8 protein-coding genes, 2 tRNA genes, 2 rRNA genes and 2 riboswitches are annotated in these 17,757 nt (G+C 44.3%); of the genes, 10 read left to right on the plus strand and 2 right to left on the minus strand.

The features are described from left to right. The first annotated feature begins 92 nt into the window (after positions 1-92). Positions 93-2,123: a catalase gene (locus tag AC0VYV_RS01650; RefSeq protein WP_475373203.1), complete on the plus strand. Its 2,031-nt coding sequence runs from the start codon at positions 93-95 to the stop codon at positions 2,121-2,123. Between the two features lie 67 nt (positions 2,124-2,190). On the opposite strand, the gene AC0VYV_RS01655 is transcribed toward AC0VYV_RS01650, so the two are convergent. Then, the gene (locus AC0VYV_RS01655; RefSeq protein ID WP_475373204.1) at positions 2,191-2,544 is read right to left on the minus strand and encodes a DUF488 domain-containing protein; all 354 of its coding nucleotides are present in this window, start codon (positions 2,542-2,544) and stop codon (positions 2,191-2,193) included. A 95-nt stretch (positions 2,545-2,639) separates the two neighbouring features. Next, the gene (fdhA, locus tag AC0VYV_RS01660) at positions 2,640-3,857 is read right to left on the minus strand and encodes a formaldehyde dehydrogenase, glutathione-independent (protein WP_475374382.1); all 1,218 of its coding nucleotides are present in this window, start codon (positions 3,855-3,857) and stop codon (positions 2,640-2,642) included. A 360-nt stretch (positions 3,858-4,217) separates the two neighbouring features. Here fdhA and AC0VYV_RS01665 point away from each other — a divergent pair, with 360 nt between their 5' ends. The 9 genes from AC0VYV_RS01665 to AC0VYV_RS01705 all read left to right on the plus strand — a co-directional run bounded on the left by AC0VYV_RS01665 (position 4,218) and on the right by AC0VYV_RS01705 (position 17,701). Further along, complete coding sequence (locus AC0VYV_RS01665; RefSeq protein ID WP_430243556.1) at positions 4,218-5,192, plus strand: AAA family ATPase; 975 nt, start codon at positions 4,218-4,220, stop codon at positions 5,190-5,192. Next, positions 5,189-6,439 carry a DUF58 domain-containing protein gene (locus AC0VYV_RS01670; RefSeq protein WP_475374383.1) on the plus strand — a complete coding sequence of 417 codons (1,251 nt, stop codon included), beginning with the start codon at positions 5,189-5,191 and terminating at the stop codon, positions 6,437-6,439. Before AC0VYV_RS01665 ends, AC0VYV_RS01670 begins: the two co-directional genes overlap by 4 nt. Next, complete coding sequence (locus AC0VYV_RS01675; RefSeq protein WP_475374384.1) at positions 6,426-8,597, plus strand: transglutaminase TgpA family protein; 2,172 nt, start codon at positions 6,426-6,428, stop codon at positions 8,595-8,597. Before AC0VYV_RS01670 ends, AC0VYV_RS01675 begins: the two co-directional genes overlap by 14 nt. A gap of 37 nt (positions 8,598-8,634) precedes the next feature. Beyond that, positions 8,635-8,736: riboswitch (purine riboswitch) on the plus strand. A 151-nt stretch (positions 8,737-8,887) separates the two neighbouring features. After that, positions 8,888-10,426, plus strand: coding sequence for a glutamine-hydrolyzing GMP synthase (gene guaA, locus AC0VYV_RS01680; protein WP_283153160.1), 1,539 nt, complete (start codon positions 8,888-8,890; stop codon positions 10,424-10,426). Positions 10,427-10,511: 85 nt separating this feature from the next. Beyond that, a riboswitch (purine riboswitch) is annotated at positions 10,512-10,613 on the plus strand. 183 nt (positions 10,614-10,796) lie between these two features. Beyond that, on the plus strand, positions 10,797-12,092 hold the full coding sequence (locus AC0VYV_RS01685) for an NCS2 family permease (RefSeq protein ID WP_475373206.1): 1,296 nt from the start codon (positions 10,797-10,799) through the stop codon (positions 12,090-12,092). A 641-nt stretch (positions 12,093-12,733) separates the two neighbouring features. Continuing rightward, a 16S ribosomal RNA gene (locus tag AC0VYV_RS01690) occupies positions 12,734-14,285 on the plus strand. A 175-nt stretch (positions 14,286-14,460) separates the two neighbouring features. Beyond that, positions 14,461-14,537, plus strand: a tRNA-Ile gene (locus AC0VYV_RS01695). 11 nt (positions 14,538-14,548) lie between these two features. After that, positions 14,549-14,624 (plus strand) — tRNA-Ala (locus AC0VYV_RS01700). Positions 14,625-14,771: 147 nt separating this feature from the next. Then, a 23S ribosomal RNA gene (locus tag AC0VYV_RS01705) occupies positions 14,772-17,701 on the plus strand. The 16S and 23S rRNA genes sit together here with 2 tRNA genes alongside, the layout of an rRNA operon. The last annotated feature ends 56 nt before the right edge of the window (positions 17,702-17,757 follow it).

The raw sequence follows: 17,757 nt of genomic DNA on the forward strand, positions 1-17,757 counted from the left end.
ATACCTAATTATCTAAATATAAGGTTTGATCTTATTTTATTGAGGGAACCACTATATATACGATTTTACATATATTAGCGGGAGGTATTACTGTGAGCGAGGACAATAAGAAAAAAGAACAGTTAGAACAATATAGCACAAATGATAAAGGGAAAATGACGACAAACCAGGGTCTAAAAGTTTCGGAAGATGAATTTTCTCTTAAAGCTGGTGAACGCGGTCCAACTTTGATGGAAGACTTTCATTTCAGAGAAAAAATGACGCATTTCGACCATGAGCGTATACCTGAACGTGTCGTACACGCAAGAGGATTTTCCGCTCACGGTGAATTTGAAGTATATGATTCATTGGAAGAGTATACGGATGCAGAATTCTTAAAAGATCCTTCCAGAAAAACGCCAGTATTTGTTCGGTTTTCAACGGTGGCAGGTTCAAAAGGTTCTTCTGAAACGGTTCGAGATGTGAGAGGATTCTCAACGCGTTTCTATACAGATGAAGGGAACTACGATTTAGTTGGGAATAACATGCCAGTCTTTTTCATTCAAGATGCCATTAAATTCCCTGACTTAATTCATGCGGTCAAACCTGAACCTCATAATGGTATGCCGCAAGCTGCCTCTGCTCATGATACGTTCTGGGACTTTATTGCTAACAATCAAGAATCAGCACATATGGCGCTATGGGCAATGTCAGACAGAGCGATCCCTCGAAGCCTACGTATGATGGAAGGTTTTGGTGTTCATACATTCCGGTTTGTGAATGCAAAAGGAGAAGCGCGGTTTATTAAGTTTCACTGGAAACCAAAGTTGGGCGTACACTCACTCGTGTGGGATGAAGCGCAAAAAATCTCAGGTAAAGATGCTGATTTCCACCGCGGCGACTTATATGAGTCTATTGAAAATGGTAACTACCCTGAGTGGGAACTAGGCGTGCAAATTATCAAAGAAGAAGATGAATTCAACTTTGACTTTGACGTTCTTGATCCAACTAAGATTTGGCCTGAAGAAGATATCCCTGTCAAAATCGTTGGGAAAATGACATTAAACCGAAATGTTGAGAACGTATTTGCTGAAAACGAACAGGTTGCTTTCCATCCTGGTAATGTCGTAAAAGGCATCGACTTTTCCAATGACCCGCTACTTCAAGGGCGCTTGTTCTCTTATACAGATACACAAATCAACCGTTTTGGAAGTGCGAATTATCATGAATTACCGATTAATCGACCTGTTTGCCCGTTCTTTAATAATCAGCGTGATGGCTTTATGCGCCAAACAATTAACAAAGGCCAGGTAAGCTATCACAAAAATTCTCTTGCTGATAATCAGCCAGAACCGGCTACAGAAGAAGAGGGTGGCTACGTTCATTATCAGGAGAAAGTAGAAGGTCATAAGGTTCGCGCACGCAGTGAAAGTTTTAAAGACCATTTCTCTCAAGCGGTTCTTTTCTATAACAGCATGAGTGATGTGGAGAAAGAACATATTAAGAATGCCTTTAGCTTTGAGCTCGGCAAGCTAAAGAGTAAGTCAGTTCAGCAACAAGTGGTCGATATGCTTTCGAATATCAATCTTGACCTTGCTCAAACCGTTGCTCAGAATGTTGGAGCTAAAGAACCTACAAAAGGTGGATCAGATATCACGAAGACATCACCTGCGCTTAGCCAACTAAATACAACGTTTACTGCGGATACTAGAAAAGTAGGTGTCATTGTAGACGATGGATTTAATGGAGAAGAACTCATACAAGTGCTTAATGGGCTTAAAGAAAAAGGCATTAAGCCTGAGCTCATTAGTGACAAGCGTGGTGTAAAAAAAGCCACTGACGGAGCCGAGGCTGAAATTGATCATACGTTCCTTACAAGCGAATCCGTTTTATTTGATGCTATTTATGCGGTTGGTGGAAATCAGGAAAGCAAAGGATTCTATCAATCCGCTAATTACTTTATCAATGAAGCATTCTCACACTTTAAACCGATCGGTGGAACGCATGAAGGGATGAAGTGGCTAGAGAATAACGACTTAGTAGGTCAACCAGGAGTAGTCACTGGTAAAGATATGAATACATTCGTGAAAGAGTTCAGTGAAGCTATTGCAACGCATCGTCACTGGGATCGTGAACTAGTATAATGGAATAGAATGAAGGAAGAGAGGATTAGATCCTCTCTTTTTTAGTGGAATAAGTGAAAATCCTTGTTCAACCTTCAATTATTTCTTTTAACACTACCGCATGATTATGCTCCATATCCTTTGCCCCAAATAAAAGAACAAGTCTTTCGTTTGTAGCCATTTTCTTTAGTTCTTGTAATTTCGTCTGTGCTGTCTTACTTCCATTGATTTCTTCTTGATATGCTTTCTTAAAGTCTTCAAACTTATCAGGATCATGATCAAACCATTTTCGTAACGAAGAACTTGGTGCGATTTCCTTCATCCATTCATTTAAGTTGGCTTTTTCTTTTGAAATGCCTCTCGGCCATACGCGGTCAATTAGAATACGCTTCCCTTCAAGCGGGTGATCTTCTCCATAAATTCGTCTAAGAATAACTGACATTTAAACCACCTTCCGTATTTATTAGTTTCGCATTAGTAGTATATAACTTAAAAAAAGAAGTCAATCCTAGCGATAAGGATTGGCTTCTTTTTGATTTACCTTCTTAACATCCCATGTGGATCAATGACAAACTTTTTTGATACACCACTATCAAACTCATTATACCCTTGAGGAGCTTCATCAAGACTGATAACGGTTGCATTTACAGCTTTCGCGATATCCGCTTTTCCATTTAAAATCGCCATCATTAATTGACGGTGATACTGCATGACAGGTGTTTGTCCTGTAACAAAATGGTGGGCTTTTGACCAGCCAAGTCCAAATCTTACTTTAAGTGAGCCTTGCTTGGCATCTTTGTCATCTGCTCCAGGGTCCTCTGTTACATATAACCCTGGAATCCCCATCTTTCCTCCAGCTTCTACAACATCCATCATCGTATTTAGCACAATTGCCGGCTGCTCTTCGTTATCTGTTCCATGACCATAAGCTTCGAAACCAACTGCATCGATCGCACAATCCACTTCAGGTATACCGAGTATTTGTTCGATTTGTTCGCCGGGATCGTTGTGTTCTTTTAGATTAATTGTTTCACACCCGAAACTCCTTGCTTGAGCGAGACGTTCTTCTTTTAAATCTCCAACAATGACAACCGCAGCACCAAGCAACTGAGCAGAATGGGCTGCAGCGAGTCCAACTGGTCCTGCTCCAGCGACATACACAATGGACCCTGTCGTTACTCCTGCACTAATCGCTCCGTGGTAGCCGGTAGGAAAAATATCCGATAGCATTGTTAAGTCGAGGATTTTCTCCATCGCTTTCTCTTTATCGGGAAAGGCTAGTAATTGAAAGTCTGCATAAGGAACCATCACATATTCGGACTGGCCACCAACCCAGCCGCCCATATCAACGTATCCGTAAGCTGCGCCCGGACGTTCAGGGTTTACGTTTTGACAAATATGGGTGTCCTGACGCTTACACATTTTGCATCGACCGCAAGCAACATTGAATGGAACAGAGACAATATCTCCTTTTTTAATAAATTCAACATCTCGTCCAACCTCAATCACTTCTCCGGTAATTTCATGGCCGAGAACTAAACCAGAAGGAGCGGTCGTGCGACCGCGCACCATATGCTGATCGCTCCCGCATATATTCGTCACGATATTCTTCAAGATTACTCCATGTTCACATTTACGGCCGGCATTACTCTTGGGAACGCCTGGCCCCTCACGAAGAACTAAATCCGGAAAGCTAATATCCTGAACTTCTACACGACCTGCACCTGTATAAACGACACCGCGATTACCTACCATTTAATTTCCTCCTTTTCGTTTTAGACGAGTGGGACGAGAGGCATAGCGTAATCTTATGTACTCACCTCATTATAATGGTTTGAAGATTCAGGATTCTTTTGGTGTTTTCGTCTGAAAATTGTATTCCCTTTTTCATCCAGTATGAAACGATTTGCGATGTAGCTAGTCATATCTTTATTTGGATCAATAATGAAATTATAGGAAAACTCGCTTCTTATTAACGTGCCTAAAGTATTTTTTGTTACAATAAGGTTATGAGTATTCAGACATTTACTCTTGCTAATTTGTTGGAAAATTGATAGGTAAAGAGGCCTGTTTTTAAAATAAAAATTTTGAGAATGACTATTGGAGGAATCAGCTATGAGTTCATCGTATCAATTTGATGCGTACCACCCGGCTGTCAAACAAGTGATTGAAAATATTGAGAAGGTGATGGTTGGTAAGCGAGATGTAACAGAATTAAGCCTGGTTGCGCTGCTTGCTGGAAGTCATGTCCTTCTGGAGGATGTACCGGGTGTTGGTAAAACGATGATGGTTCGTGCTCTTGCAAAATCAGTAGGTGCAAAGTTTAATCGAATTCAATTCACACCAGACTTACTTCCGTCTGATTTAACAGGTGTATCCATTTTTAATCAACGTGAGATGAAATTCGAATTTCGTAAAGGACCGTTATTAGGCAATATTATTTTGGCAGATGAAATTAACAGAACGTCACCTAAAACACAATCGGCCCTTCTAGAAGGAATGGAAGAGGGGAATGTAACGGTTGATGGAGAAACGCACATTCTTCCACAGCCGTTTTTTGTTATGGCGACACAGAATCCGATTGAATACGAGGGAACGTATCCTCTGCCGGAAGCTCAGCTTGATCGCTTTTTATTGAAGTTACGTATGGGCTATCCATCTCCTGAAGAAGAACTTGAAGTATTGAATCGTACGGAACACGCGCATCCAATTGACTCGATTGGGACGGCCCTTGAGCTGGAAGACCTTCTTGAGATACAGAAAAAGGTGAAAGCTGTGTTTGTTGAAGGGTCTGTTAAACAATACATTATCGATATCGTGAGTAGAACGAGAAATAACTCATCGATTTATCTTGGAGCTAGTCCACGCGGGTCACTATCACTAATGAAAGCGTGTCAGGCGTATGCGTTCATGCGCAATCGCGATTATGTACTACCTGACGATGTGAAATTCTTAGCTCCTTTTGTATTATCCCATCGCATCATTCTTAAATCAGAGGCTGCGTTTGAAGGACAGAAGCCTGAGGAGATTATTAAGGAGATTCTTCATCGTGTAAGAGTTCCTCTTCAAAAGGAAGAGAAAGTGAAATGAGAGAGAAGCTAGCGAATAACAGAGTGTTAAAGTTTTTCTTTTTAGCACTGCTTTTCCTGATTACTTTTTCGTATGCGATGTTTCAGGGAGGTTTTGTGAGCTGGTTCTTGTTCTATAGTTTTTTACCTTTCGTTATCTATTCTATCCTTCTTATTTTCTATCCCTTGAGCGCAATCAAGATGACGCGATTGATCAGTCATACAGAATTAACAGATGGACAGGAGTTAACTGTTACGATCCAGATAGAGCGGAAAAGTCACTTTCCTCTTTTTTATTTAGTTGTTGAAGATATGCTTCCTGATCGGTTAGCTCCGTTTGCTAGAGAAGCCTCCTCAAGGTATCAAAAACGTTCACTTGCCTTGCTTCTTCCCATGTTCAAAAAAGAGTTAACTTATCGGTATACAATCAAGCCAATTCCGAGAGGAGAATACCATTTTAAGAAACTACGCTGTCGAACGGGGGACCTCTTTGGATTCGTCCAACATGAGAATATGATAGAGAACGATCAAGCGGTTTATGTTCTACCGCAATATCAAGAAATATCGTGGTCTCCCTATAATCAGCAGCTCTCTGGGACGAGACCTTCTCCACGTAAAGCAGATTTAGATTATTCTACGGCGGTTAGTGTTCGAGATTATGTACCAGGAGATAAATTGTCATGGATTGATTGGAAAGCAACCGCGCGTGGTTCGAAACTATTAACCAAGCAATTTGAACAACAAATTAGCCAGGATTATATGGTCTTCCTCGATCGAGAGACCGATCACTATGGTCGTGTAGCTTCGCCTATATTCGAGAAGGGTGTAAGACTAGCTGCTTCCGTGACAAACGCTGCTTTAAAGCAGAATGCGATGATCGGCCTTGTTTCCTCGGGAAAAGATCATTCTGTTCTGAATATTAATGGTGGAAGAGCACAACGAAGGAGAGTATTTCATCATCTCGCACGAGTTCAAGCTAATGGGATGACAACGTTTGATACAGTTGTTAAAAGAGAGGCTCATCATTTCCCTGCTGGAACAGGTGTTATGATCATTAGTCCTTCGCTTGATGGGGCATTCACTTCTACGTTAAAAGAGCTTGTTGCACGAAAGGTTCAAGTGGAATTCTTTTATGTCACTGAGCACATTACGTTAGCGCAACAGGCTGAGCTTAATCAGCTTACTCTATACGGTGTTAAAGCACACGTGATTGCGGGAGATTCGTTTAATGAGGAAATAAAAGGGGGTGGGAAGCGTGCAACAAGGTAATGAAAAAACAGATTGGCTTTACGCGCTTCTCCTCTATGGATTGGGTTTTCTTCTGTTCTGGGAATGGCTACGACCTCTTTCGATCATTTCAGATACAGGTCAAACAGAAATTTTTATTCTGTTTACGGCATTTTTATTTTTGCTATCTTATTTTCAGCTACCTTTTTGGCTATCTTTCCCGATTAAAGGAGTGGCGTTAGTATATGCTCTACATGCCATGTTTTTTCCGGGACCGTTCTTTGAATTTCTGTGGGTAGATTACTTTCTATCAGACTTTTCACAGAACGTCGGTTTTCTATTTGATGGTAGTTTTGTTCGTTTGTCAAATGTATTTCGAACCTTCTTGTTTTTCATATTGCTCTGGCTTATAAGTTATTTAATGCAATACTGGTTAATTCAAACAAGACGGATTTTCTTATTTCTATTAGTGACGATCGTTTACATTTCGGTTATTGATACCTTTACAACTTATCAAGCGGATAATGCGATTATTCGTATTGTGATCATTGGTTTTGTATTACTAGGTCTTCTTCAAATTCTGCGAATTCAAGAACAAGAGGGAGTTATTTTTTCAAAGGGTCGCTTCCCAGTCTATTGGCTTATGCCACTAGTTGTTGTTATTGCTTTTTCTTCTATATTCGGTTATATCGCTCCGAAGGCTGAGCCGCAATGGCCGGATCCGGTACCTTTCCTGAAGAAAACGACTGGAGATGGTGACGGAGAAGGAAGAAATGGAAACGGAATTAGTAAGATTGGATACGGAGAAGATGACTCACAACTTGGCGGCCCCTTCGTCATGGACGATACTCCTATCTTTACTGCACAAATTCAAGGTAGAGGGTACTGGCGTGTTGAAACGAAAGATGTGTATACCGGAAAAGGTTGGGAATCTTCCGTACAAGATCGAGTTATTTTTGAAGGTAGCACAGAAACATTATTTGAAGATGGTGTTGAGTTAGAAGCCTTTGATATGAAGATGAATATGACTGGGAATGAGGAATTTGATTTTATTGTCCATCCAGGACAAGTAACAAACATCGAAACGGGCGCAGAAGTTCAACTACTGGAAAATCCTCTGACTGGAAAAGTGTTTACACAAAATCTTGGTGAGTCTATTGTGCTAGATAATTATAAGCTAGATTACGAATCACCTACCTTTTCTGAAAAGATGTTACGAGAAGCACCTGTTAACTATCCAGATCGGTTGGCAAATACGTACCTTCAATTACCGGAGTCCCTTCCTGAGAGAGTCGGTGATCTTGCTGAAGAAATTACGGTAGAAGAAGAAAATCCTTATGATAAGGCGAGAGCGATCGAAAATTACTTCGTAGGGAATGGTTTTGTATATGAAACAATGGACGTTGCCGTTCCTGGGGATAATGATGATTATGTCGATCAATTTCTTTTTGAAACGCAGCTAGGTTATTGCGATAATTTCTCTAGTTCGATGACCGTTCTTTTAAGAAGTCTCGGGATTCCAGCAAGATGGGTCAAAGGATTTACCGAGGGAGAATTTGTGGCAGCTGCTGGAGACTATCGAGAGTATGAAGTAACAAATAACAACGCACACTCGTGGGTTGAGGCATACTTCCCGGAAGTGGGGTGGGTTCCTTTTGAACCAACTCGAGGCTTCACTAACCAGGCTGATTTTGTTAGCGATTATAGTGATGATGAAGCGACAAATTCTGAAGCACCTGATCCTGCACAAACTGAAGAAGAGCAGGCGCAGCAGCAGGAACAAACACCAGAGGAACAGGCATCATCAGGTTCATCATCTGTATCGTTTGAATGGACAGTGTGGTATACCGTTGTGCTTGTGCTTATTCTGTTGTTACTTGGATACGTCGTATTTAAGAATTATAAGAAATGGTTGAAGCGGTTGGTTATTTCAAGGTATAAGAAACGAGATGACGGAAAGGTGCTATCTGAAGCGTATTTTCGACTGCTATGGTTGTTAGACTTACATGGCATTAAGCGAGGGGAAAATCAGACTTTGCGGGAATATGCTGTTCAAGTTGACAGCAAGCTTCAAACAGAGGATATGAAGGAATTAACACGTCGCTACGAAGAAAATTACTATCGTGGAAAAGCGAACAGTGATGGTTGGAATGAAATGAAGGAATTATGGGAAAATTTAATTAAAAAGATGCAATCTTGACCGCTGTATAGACGGTTGATAGAATGAATCCATAGTTTGAACAACAAGTTGTAACCTTCGTATATCCCTGGGAATAAGGCCCAGAAGTCTCTACCGGATCACCGTAAATGATCTGACTATGAAGGCAGATACTCCTAGTATAAGCCAGGATTCTGCCTTTGTACCATGGCAGGGTTCTGGCTTTTTTTATATGACCTTGGATGAAAGAGATCGAAAAGCTTGTTAATCCCCTGTTTTTCGATTCGATTTCGGCAATGCTACTAGAGACTAAATAGAAGTGAGGGAATTAGATGTTAGAAGAACAGGAATCCATTATTGTCCTCGATTTCGGTGGACAGTACAATCAACTAATTGCTAGACGTATTCGTGACCTTGGTGTGTTTAGTGAATTGCACCCGAACACGATTACTGCTGAAGAAGTAAAGAAAATTAATCCAAAGGGAATTATCTTCTCAGGTGGTCCGAACAGCGTATATGGTGAAGACGCGCCGCGCTGCGATGAAGAAATTTTCGAGCTTGGCATTCCGGTTCTTGGCATCTGTTACGGCATGCAGCTAATGACACATCACTTTGGTGGAAGTGTAGAAGCGGCGAAACACCGTGAGTATGGTAAGGCGATGCTGACAATCAAGGACAAATCCCCATTATATGATGGTCTACCAGAAGAACAATCTGTATGGATGAGTCACGGTGATCTTGTTAAAGCTCCACCTGAAGGATTTGAAGTGGCCGCAACAAACCCATCTTGTCCAGTTGCGGCAATGAGCGATGCTTCTCGCCACCTATATGGCGTTCAGTTCCACCCGGAAGTTCGTCACACTGAGCACGGCAATGAACTATTGAAAAACTTTGTTTATAAAGTGTGTGAGTGTGATGGTAACTGGTCAATGGAAAACTTCATCGATGAGCAAATTAATGAAATCCGTGAAGCCGTTGGGCATAAAAAAGTTCTATGCGCCCTTAGTGGTGGAGTTGACTCTTCTGTAGTTGCCGCCCTCATTCATAGGGCCATCGGTGACCAGCTAACATGTATGTTTGTCGATCATGGTCTTCTTCGCAAAGGCGAAGCAGACAGCGTAATGAAAACATTTGGTGAAGGCTTCGATATGAATTTGATCAAAATTGACGCTGCTGATCGTTTTCTTACAAAGCTTAAAGGTGTAACTGATCCAGAGAAGAAACGAAAAATCATTGGTAACGAGTTTATCTATGTTTTTGAGGAAGAGTCTGAAAAGCTTGAAGACATGTCCTTCTTAGCACAAGGAACACTTTACACAGATATCGTTGAGAGTGGAACAGCGACTGCTCAAACCATCAAGTCCCACCACAACGTAGGCGGTCTGCCTGAAGATATGAAGCTCGATTTGATTGAGCCTTTAAATATGCTTTTCAAAGATGAAGTTCGTAAAGTAGGTACAGAGCTTGGTCTTCCAGACGAAATTGTATGGAGACAGCCGTTCCCGGGGCCGGGTCTTGGTATCCGTGTGATCGGAGAAGTGACAGAAGAAAAGTTAAAAGTTGTACGTGAATCTGACGCGATTCTTCGTGACGAAATTAAAAAAGCAGGGCTTGATCGTGATATCTGGCAATATTTCACCGCGCTTCCTGATTTCCGTAGTGTTGGTGTTATGGGTGATGCGAGAACGTATGACTACACAATTGGTGTTCGTGCTGTAACATCAATCGATGGCATGACATCTGACTGGGCGCGTATCCCATTTGAAGTCCTTGAAGTTATCTCTACAAGAATTGTTAACGAAGTGGATCACGTTAACCGCGTTGTGTATGACATTACTTCTAAGCCGCCCGCTACAATTGAGTGGGAGTAAACACGAACGAAATATAAATAAATAGATAAAATGTTCGTGTTTTGTATTGACGGCTTGTGAGAAAGCTGATACACTACAAAAGTAAATAAATAGAACGACCATCCATCGTATAACATCGGGAATAAGGCCCGAAAGTCTCTACCAGGTTACCGTAAATAACCTGACTACGAAGGAAATAGAGAAAGTATTGAAACGTCTTGCTCATGTAGCGACTCGTGGAGAACCTTCTCTTTTCCTATTAGTCCGCTCCGGGTAGAGAACCCGGAGCTTTTTTCTTTTTATGAATAGTTAACCTAAATGAATCAAGAATAAAGAATGGTTACTAACCGTTAGAAAGATGGATGAAGGGGAATAAGGGGGACTTAAAGAAATGGATCGTTTTTTTCGTTTTCATGAGCATAATACAACATATAGAAAAGAAACTATTGCTGGATTAACGACGTTCTTATCAATGGCTTACATTCTATTTGTGAATCCGGCTGTTTTGGCCGATGCAGGAATGGATCAAGGAGCTGTCTTTACTGCCACAGCACTTGCTGCTGCGCTCGGTACTTTAATTATGGGTGTTCTAGCGGGATATCCAATCGCTCTGGCGCCAGGAATGGGATTGAATGCGTTCTTCACCTATTCTGTTGTCACCGTTATGGGCGTACCGTGGGAAACAGCACTTGCAGGGGTACTTGTTTCAGGAATTATCTTTATTATTATTACCATTTTTAAAGTTAGAGAAATGATCATCAACGCGATTCCGATGGAATTAAAATACGCGGCAGCGAGCGGGATTGGACTTTTTATAGCATTTATCGGTCTTCAAAGCGCAGGAATTGTTCAAAACAATGATTCTACACTTGTTCAACTAGGTAATCTTCTCGCCGGTCCGACGTTACTTGCAGTCTTCGGATTAATTATTACTGTTATCTTAATGGTTCGTAACGTAACGGGCGGTATTTTCTACGGAATGGTGATTACAGCCATCGTAGGTATGATCTTTAACCAGGTGCCGATTCCAAGCGGGATTGTGGGTAGCGTACCAACTCTTGAACCAACTTTCGGCGTTGCTTTGGGTCACCTTGGTGATTTGTTTACAATTGACATGCTTGTCGTGGTTCTCACGTTCTTATTCGTCGATTTCTTCGACACAGCGGGTACTTTAATAGCTGTTGCGACGCAGGCAGGCATAATGAAAGACAACAAACTTCCAAGAGCAGGGAAAGCATTGTTTGCTGATTCATCTGCAACTGTTCTTGGGGCTGTACTTGGTACGTCAACAACTACAGCCTACATTGAATCTTCATCAGGAGTAGCGGCAGGTGGTCGAACTGGTTTTACATCTGTTGTAACAGCAGGATTTTTCTTGTTAGCACTATTCTTCTCTCCGTTACTAGCAGTGGTCACACCTTCAGTTACAGCACCAGTCTTGATTATAGTCGGTGTCCTGATGGTGAGCGTACTCGGTAACATTGAGTGGAAACGATTTGAGATTGCGGTTCCAGCATTCTTAACAATTGTTGCAATGCCATTAACATACAGTATTGCAACAGGGATTGCGTTAGGATTTGTAATGTACCCGATCACTATGGTCGTAAAAGGTGAGGGGAAGAATATTCATCCAATCATGTATGGTTTGTTCTTTGTATTTATCGCATATTTCGTGTTTTTAGCATAGTTCGTTTTGGAGCAGTCGAGAAATCGGCTGCTTTTTGTTATGTAGCGATACTCTTCGGTTTGTTCCATTATTAAGGTGAGAACAAATTTCGTAATTGAAGTGAGATAGTACTTTTCTGTTGCTAAAGTAGAGTGAGACGAGGAAATTCATTTTATTGGCTAAAAGGTTAATTAAACGTTTGTTTAACCTTAAACATAGTTCTTCATAATCTCCGTTAAAAAGAAGCTTCATTAAAGGGCGTCAATTAGACTTGAATATCTACTAATAATAATGTGTCTCTCTAAGCAAGCTATGTCATATTGATTTAATTAATTTGAAAAATACTATTGACCATATCATTCTTTACTGATAAAGTAGAGAACGTTGTTAAGAAAACAACAACAAACGCATGAAAAAAAGTGATTGACATCATTTCGCACTTCATGTATTATAAATAACGTTGCCGCTAAAACAAGCAGGTAACACTAAATAAAACATTTCAAATTAGTTGTTGACATCAAACGAAACAACATGGTATATTAGTTGGGTCGCTGAAAACGACAACGAAAGAAACAAATCGATCTTTGAAAACTGAACGAAACGCCATGTAAGTAGTTGTTTCTACGGAAACAAAACATTGTTTTAAAGCTAGATTAAGCTTTCTATCGGAGAGTTTGATCCTGGCTCAGGACGAACGCTGGCGGCGTGCCTAATACATGCAAGTCGAGCGAAGAGATGGGAGCTTGCTCCCTGATCTTAGCGGCGGACGGGTGAGTAACACGTGGGCAACCTACCCTGCAGACTGGGATAACTCCGGGAAACCGGAGCTAATACCGGGTAATACATCGCACCGCATGGTGCAATGTTGAAAGTTGGCTTTCGAGCTAACACTGCAGGATGGGCCCGCGGCGCATTAGCTAGTTGGTAAGGTAATGGCTTACCAAGGCGACGATGCGTAGCCGACCTGAGAGGGTGATCGGCCACACTGGGACTGAGACACGGCCCAGACTCCTACGGGAGGCAGCAGTAGGGAATCTTCCGCAATGGACGAAAGTCTGACGGAGCAACGCCGCGTGAGTGACGAAGGCCTTCGGGTCGTAAAGCTCTGTTGTTAGGGAAGAACAAGTACCGTTCGAATAGGGCGGTACCTTGACGGTACCTAACCAGAAAGCCACGGCTAACTACGTGCCAGCAGCCGCGGTAATACGTAGGTGGCAAGCGTTGTCCGGAATTATTGGGCGTAAAGCGCGCGCAGGCGGTCTTTTAAGTCTGATGTGAAAGCCCACGGCTCAACCGTGGAGGGTCATTGGAAACTGGAGGACTTGAGTGCAGAAGAGGAGAGTGGAATTCCACGTGTAGCGGTGAAATGCGTAGATATGTGGAGGAACACCAGTGGCGAAGGCGGCTCTCTGGTCTGTAACTGACGCTGAGGCGCGAAAGCGTGGGGAGCAAACAGGATTAGATACCCTGGTAGTCCACGCCGTAAACGATGAGTGCTAGGTGTTGGGGGGTTCCACCCTCAGTGCTGAAGTTAACACATTAAGCACTCCGCCTGGGGAGTACGACCGCAAGGTTGAAACTCAAAGGAATTGACGGGGGCCCGCACAAGCAGTGGAGCATGTGGTTTAATTCGAAGCAACGCGAAGAACCTTACCAGGTCTTGACATCCTCTGACAATCCTGGAGACAGGACGTTCCCCTTCGGGGGACAGAGTGACAGGTGGTGCATGGTTGTCGTCAGCTCGTGTCGTGAGATGTTGGGTTAAGTCCCGCAACGAGCGCAACCCTTGATCTTAGTTGCCAGCATTTAGTTGGGCACTCTAAGGTGACTGCCGGTGACAAACCGGAGGAAGGTGGGGATGACGTCAAATCATCATGCCCCTTATGACCTGGGCTACACACGTGCTACAATGGACGGTACAAAGGGCAGCAACACCGCGAGGTGAAGCGAATCCCATAAAGCCGTTCTCAGTTCGGATTGCAGGCTGCAACTCGCCTGCATGAAGCCGGAATTGCTAGTAATCGTGGATCAGCATGCCGCGGTGAATACGTTCCCGGGCCTTGTACACACCGCCCGTCACACCACGAGAGTTTGTAACACCCGAAGTCGGTGGGGTAACCTTTATGGAGCCAGCCGCCGAAGGTGGGACAAATGATTGGGGTGAAGTCGTAACAAGGTAGCCGTATCGGAAGGTGCGGCTGGATCACCTCCTTTCTATGGAGAATTACGAAGGTAACTTACGTTACCAACCTTACATGAGCGTTTCGTTTAGTTTTGAAAGAATGATTTACTTCTTTCAACTGAAAAGGTAAGTTTTGAAGAAGAGCAAGTCTCTTTTAAGAAACACCTCCGGCTAATGGCTATGTCGGGGTATTTACTTTTCTTTTGTGGGCCTGTAGCTCAGCTGGTTAGAGCGCACGCCTGATAAGCGTGAGGTCGGTGGTTCGAGTCCACTCAGGCCCACCATAAAAGATCCTGGGGCCTTAGCTCAGCTGGGAGAGCGCCTGCCTTGCACGCAGGAGGTCAGCGGTTCGATCCCGCTAGGCTCCACCAACACATCTACTAATGATTAATACTAATCAAATAGTAGACTTGTTCCTTGAAAACTAGATAGCACAAACAACGACATCCAATAATTATTTTTATGCAATAACTTAGTAATAACTGATGCGTTATGGCAGCAATGCCTAACAAATCGAAGGTTAAGCTACTAAGGGCGCACGGTGGATGCCTTGGCACTAGAAGCCTAAGAAGGACGGGACGAACACCGATATGCTTCGGGGAGCTGTAAGTACGCTTTGATCCGGAGATTTCCGAATGGGGGAACCCACCATCTTTAATAGGATGGTATCCATTTCTGAATACATAGGGAATGGAAGGCAGACCCGGGGAACTGAAACATCTCATTACCCGGAGGAAGAGAAAGCAAACGCGATTTCCTGAGTAGCGGCGAGCGAAACGGAATCAGCCCAAACCAGAGGGCTTGCCCTCTGGGGTTGTAGGACGTCTCTTTGGAGTTACAAAGGCACGGATAGACGAAGCGACCTGGAAAGGTCCATCAGAGAAGGTAACAATCCTGTAGTCAAAATCCGATGCCCTCCGAGACGGATCCTGAGTACGGCGGGACACGTGAAACCCCGTCGGAATCCGGGAGGACCATCTCCCAAGGCTAAATACTCTCTAGTGACCGATAGTGAACCAGTACCGTGAGGGAAAGGTGAAAAGCACCCCGGAAGGGGAGTGAAAAAGAACCTGAAACCGTGTGCCTACAACTAGTTGGAGCCCGTTAATGGGTGACAGCGTGCCTTTTGTAGAATGAACCGGCGAGTTACGATCCCGTGCAAGGTTAAGCTGAGAAGGCGGAGCCGCAGCGAAAGCGAGTCTGAATAGGGCGAAATAGTACGTGGTCGTAGACCCGAAACCAGGTGATCTACCCATGTCCAGGGTGAAGTTCAGGTAACACTGAATGGAGGCCCGAACCCACGCATGTTGAAAAATGCGGGGATGAGGTGTGGGTAGCGGTGAAATGCCAATCGAACCTGGAGATAGCTGGTTCTCTCCGAAATAGCTTTAGGGCTAGCCTCGCGGCAAGAATCTTGGAGGTAGAGCACTGATTGGACTAGGGGTCCTTACCGGATTACCGAATCCAGTCAAACTCCGAATGCCAACGATTTATCCGCGGGAGTCAGACTGCGAGTGATAAGATCCGTAGTCGAGAGGGAAACAGCCCAGACCACCAGCTAAGGTCCCAAAGTATACGTTAAGTGGAAAAGGATGTGGCGTTGCTTAGACAACCAGGATGTTGGCTTAGAAGCAGCCATCATTTAAAGAGTGCGTAATAGCTCACTGGTCGAGTGACGCTGCGCCGAAAATGTACCGGGGCTAAACGTATCACCGAAGCTGTGGATTGTCTTACGACAATGGTAGGAGAGCGTTCTAAGGGCTGTGAAGTCAGACCGAAAGGACTGGTGGAGCGCTTAGAAGTGAGAATGCCGGTATGAGTAGCGAAAGACAAGTGAGAATCTTGTCCGTCGAAAGCCCAAGGTTTCCTGAGGAAGGCTCGTCCGCTCAGGGTTAGTCGGGACCTAAGCCGAGGCCGAAAGGCGTAGGCGATGGATAACAGGTTGATATTCCTGTACCACCTCCTTTCCGTTTGAACGACGGGGGGACGCAGAAAGATAGGGAGAGCGCGCTGCTGGAAATGCGCGTCCAAGCGATTAGGCTGGTGAATAGGCAAATCCGTTCACCATGAAGGCTGAGTCGTGATGGCGAGGGAAATTTAGTACCGAAGTCCTTGATTCTACGCTGCCAAGAAAAGCCTCTAGTGAGGAAAAAGGTGCCCGTACCGCAAACCGACACAGGTAGGCGAGGAGAGAATCCTAAGACGATCGGGAGAACTCTCGTTAAGGAACTCGGCAAAATGACCCCGTAACTTCGGGAGAAGGGGTGCTTCCTCGGGTTTATAGCCCAGGGGAGCCGCAGTGAAAAGATCCAAGCGACTGTTTAGCAAAAACACAGGTCTCTGCAAAGCCGTAAGGCGAAGTATAGGGGCTGACACCTGCCCGGTGCTGGAAGGTTAAGAGGAGGGGTTATCCCTTACGGGAGAAGCTCTGAATCGAAGCCCCAGTAAACGGCGGCCGTAACTATAACGGTCCTAAGGTAGCGAAATTCCTTGTCGGGTAAGTTCCGACCCGCACGAAAGGTGCAACGACTTGGATACTGTCTCAACGAGAGACCCGGTGAAATTATAGTACCTGTGAAGATGCAGGTTACCCGCGACAGGACGGAAAGACCCCATGGAGCTTTACTGTAGCCTGATATTGGATTTTGGTACAGCTTGTACAGGATAGGTAGGAGCCATAGAAGTCGGACCGCCAGGTTCGATGGAGGCGTCGGTGGGATACTACCCTGGCTGTACTGACATTCTAACCCAGCACCGTGATCCGGTGCGGAGACAGTGTCAGGTGGGCAGTTTGACTGGGGCGGTCGCCTCCTAAAGTGTAACGGAGGCGCCCAAAGGTTCCCTCAGAATGGTTGGAAATCATTCGCAGAGTGTAAAGGCACAAGGGAGCTTGACTGCGAGACCTACAAGTCGAGCAGGGACGAAAGTCGGGCTTAGTGATCCGGTGGTTCCGCATGGAAGGGCCATCGCTCAACGGATAAAAGCTACCCTGGGGATAACAGGCTTATCTCCCCCAAGAGTCCACATCGACGGGGAGGTTTGGCACCTCGATGTCGGCTCATCGCATCCTGGGGCTGAAGTAGGTCCCAAGGGTTGGGCTGTTCGCCCATTAAAGCGGTACGCGAGCTGGGTTCAGAACGTCGTGAGACAGTTCGGTCCCTATCCGTCGCGGGCGCAGGAAATTTGAGAGGAGCTGTCCTTAGTACGAGAGGACCGGGATGGACACACCGCTGGTGTACCAGTTGTTCCGCCAGGAGCATAGCTGGGTAGCTACGTGTGGAAGGGATAAGTGCTGAAAGCATCTAAGCATGAAGCCCCCCTCGAGATGAGATTTCCCACAGCATGAAGCTGGTAAGATCCCTTAGAGATGATGAGGTAGATAGGTTCGGGGTGGAAGCGTGGCAACACGTGGAGCTGACGAATACTAATCGATCGAGGGCTTAACCTAAAATGTTGGAAAGTTGTGCGTGCTATCTAGTTTTCAGGGAACACCTGAAATAAGGA

The sequence above is a fragment of the Anaerobacillus sp. QJM3NY_17 genome (assembly GCF_056173665.1).

Excerpts from the sequence above, each read along its gene's own strand:
- AC0VYV_RS01655 (WP_475373204.1), bottom strand. The coding sequence starts at position 2,544 with ATGTCAGTTATTCTTAGACGAATTTATGGAGAAGATCACCCGCTTGAA.
- AC0VYV_RS01670 (WP_475374383.1), top strand. The coding sequence starts at position 5,189 with ATGAGAGAGAAGCTAGCGAATAACAGAGTGTTAAAGTTTTTCTTTTTA.
- AC0VYV_RS01665 (WP_430243556.1), top strand. The coding sequence starts at position 4,218 with ATGAGTTCATCGTATCAATTTGATGCGTACCACCCGGCTGTCAAACAA.
- fdhA (WP_475374382.1), bottom strand. The coding sequence starts at position 3,857 with ATGGTAGGTAATCGCGGTGTCGTTTATACAGGTGCAGGTCGTGTAGAA.
- guaA (WP_283153160.1), top strand. The coding sequence starts at position 8,888 with ATGTTAGAAGAACAGGAATCCATTATTGTCCTCGATTTCGGTGGACAG.
- AC0VYV_RS01685 (WP_475373206.1), top strand. The coding sequence starts at position 10,797 with ATGGATCGTTTTTTTCGTTTTCATGAGCATAATACAACATATAGAAAA.